Annotated in this window: 1 tRNA gene and 2 rRNA genes (1 of these 3 cut by a window edge); all 3 read right to left on the reverse strand. The window is 51.4% G+C overall.

From position 1 onward, the window contains the following. Positions 1-84: 84 nt before the first annotated feature. Positions 85-158 (reverse strand) — tRNA-Gly (locus J0J69_RS08335). 11 nt (positions 159-169) lie between these two features. Further along, positions 170-278 (reverse strand): 5S ribosomal RNA (rrf, locus tag J0J69_RS08340). 52 nt (positions 279-330) lie between these two features. Beyond that, positions 331-2500, reverse strand: a 23S ribosomal RNA gene (locus J0J69_RS08345) (it continues 721 nt past the right edge of the window).

Raw genomic sequence — 2500 nt, forward strand, 5'->3', positions numbered from 1 at the left:
ACACTTTTTTATTTTTTTTATCATCCTTATTTCATATTCTCACAAGGGATAAAAAAAGCACTCTAAGAGTGCGACTATTCGAATTGGAGCGGGTGAAGAGAATCGAACTCTCACAGTCAGCTTGGAAGGCTGAAGTTCTACCATTAAACTACACCCGCATATAGGTTTGGCCCAGCGACGTCCTACTCTCGCACTTGCGTACTACCCTCGGCGCTAAGGAGCTTAACTTCTGTGTTCGGTATGGGAACAGGTGTGCCCTCCTTGCCATCATCACTAGACCATTGAAAGATGTTGTTAATCTTCCAAAACTAGATATCTTCTTCAGTTTCTTTGGTTAAGTCCTCGATCGATTAGTATCAGTCCGCTCCATGTGTCACCACACTTCCACTCCTGACCTATCAACCTCGTCGTCTTCAAGGGATCTTACTTCTTTCGAATGGGAAATCTCATCTTGAGGGGGGCTTCACGCTTAGATGCTTTCAGCGTTTATCCCGTCCACACGTAGCTACCCAGCTATGCTCCTGGCAGAACAACTGGTACACCAGCGGTGTGTCCATCCCGGTCCTCTCGTACTAAGGACAGCTCCTCTCAAATTTCCTACGCCCACGACGGATAGGGACCGAACTGTCTCACGACGTTCTGAACCCAGCTCGCGTACCGCTTTAATGGGCGAACAGCCCAACCCTTGGGACCGACTACAGCCCCAGGATGCGATGAGCCGACATCGAGGTGCCAAACCTCCCCGTCGATGTGAACTCTTGGGGGAGATCAGCCTGTTATCCCCGGGGTAGCTTTTATCCGTTGAGCGACGGCCCTTCCATTCGGTACCGCCGGATCACTAAGCCCGACTTTCGTCCCTGCTCGACTTGTAGGTCTCGCAGTCAAGCTCCCTTCTGCCTTTACACTCTTCGAATGATTTCCAACCATTCTGAGGGAACCTTTGGGCGCCTCCGTTACTCTTTGGGAGGCGACCGCCCCAGTCAAACTGCCCACCTGACACTGTTCCCTGACCCGATAAGGGCCACGGGTTAGAACCCCAGTGACACAAGGGTAGTATCCCAACAGCGACTCCACCAAGACTGGCGTCCTGGTTTCTTCGTCTCCTACCTATCCTGTACATGTGCCACCAGTGCTCAATATCAAGCTACAGTAAAGCTCCACGGGGTCTTTCCGTCCTGTCGCGGGTAACCTGCATCTTCACAGGTACTATGATTTCACCGAGTCTCTTGTTGAGACAGCGCCCAGATCGTTACGCCTTTCGTGCGGGTCGGAACTTACCCGACAAGGAATTTCGCTACCTTAGGACCGTTATAGTTACGGCCGCCGTTTACTGGGGCTTCAATTCAAAGCTTCGCTTGCGCTAACCTCTCCTCTTAACCTTCCAGCACCGGGCAGGCGTCAGCCCCTATACATCACCTTGCGGTTTAGCAGAGACCTGTGTTTTTGATAAACAGTCGCCTGGGCCTATTCACTGCGGCTTGCTTTCACAAGCACCCCTTCTCCCGAAGTTACGGGGTCATTTTGCCGAGTTCCTTAACAAGAGTTCTCTCGCTCATCTTAGGATTCTCTCCTCGCCTACCTGTGTCGGTTATCGGTACGGGCACTTATTAAATTAACCCTAGAAGCTTTTCTTGGAAGCGTGACGTCAGTTGACTTCGCCATTCGGCTTCGGCATCACAGCTCAATGTTATGCCATGCGGATTTGCCTACATGACCACCTCACTGCTTACACGTGAATCCAATCACACGCTCAACTTAGCCTTCTCCGTCACTCCATCAGTTTAATAAGTGGTACAGGAATATCAACCTGTTGTCCATCGGCTACGCCTTTCGGCCTCACCTTAGGTCCCGACTTACCCAGGGCGGACGAGCCTTCCCCTGGAAACCTTAGGCTTTCGATGGATAGGATTCTCACCTATCTTTCGCTACTCACACCGGCATTCTCACTTCTAACCGCTCCACAGCTCCTTCCGGTACTGCTTCACCGCTGTTAGAACGCTCTCCTACCACTGACTCTAAAGTCAATCCGCAGCTTCGGCGGTCCGTTTAGCCCCGGTACATTTTCGGCGCAGAGTCACTCGACTAGTGAGCTATTACGCACTCTTTAAAGGATGGCTGCTTCTAAGCCAACCTCCTAGTTGTCTGTGCATCTCCACATCCTTTTCCACTTAACGGACACTTGGGGGCCTTAGCTGGCGGTCTGGGCTCTTTCCCTTTTGACCATGGACCTTATCACCCACAGTCTGACTCCCGATTATATCTATCTGGCATTCGGAGTTTGATTGAGATCAGTACCCCGAGGTGGGGCCATCACCCATTCAGTGCTCTACCTCCAGTAGACTTAACATCGAGGCTAGCCCTAAAGCTATTTCGGAGAGAACCAGCTATATCCGTGTTCGATTGGAATTTCACCCCTAGCCACAAGTCATCCAAGCACTTTTCAACGTGCCCTGGTTCGGCCCTCCAGTCAGTGTTACCTGACCTTCAGCCTGCTCATGGC

The organism is Turicibacter bilis, from assembly GCF_024499055.1.
GTDB lineage: Bacteria > Bacillota_I > Bacilli_A > MOL361 > Turicibacteraceae > Turicibacter > Turicibacter bilis.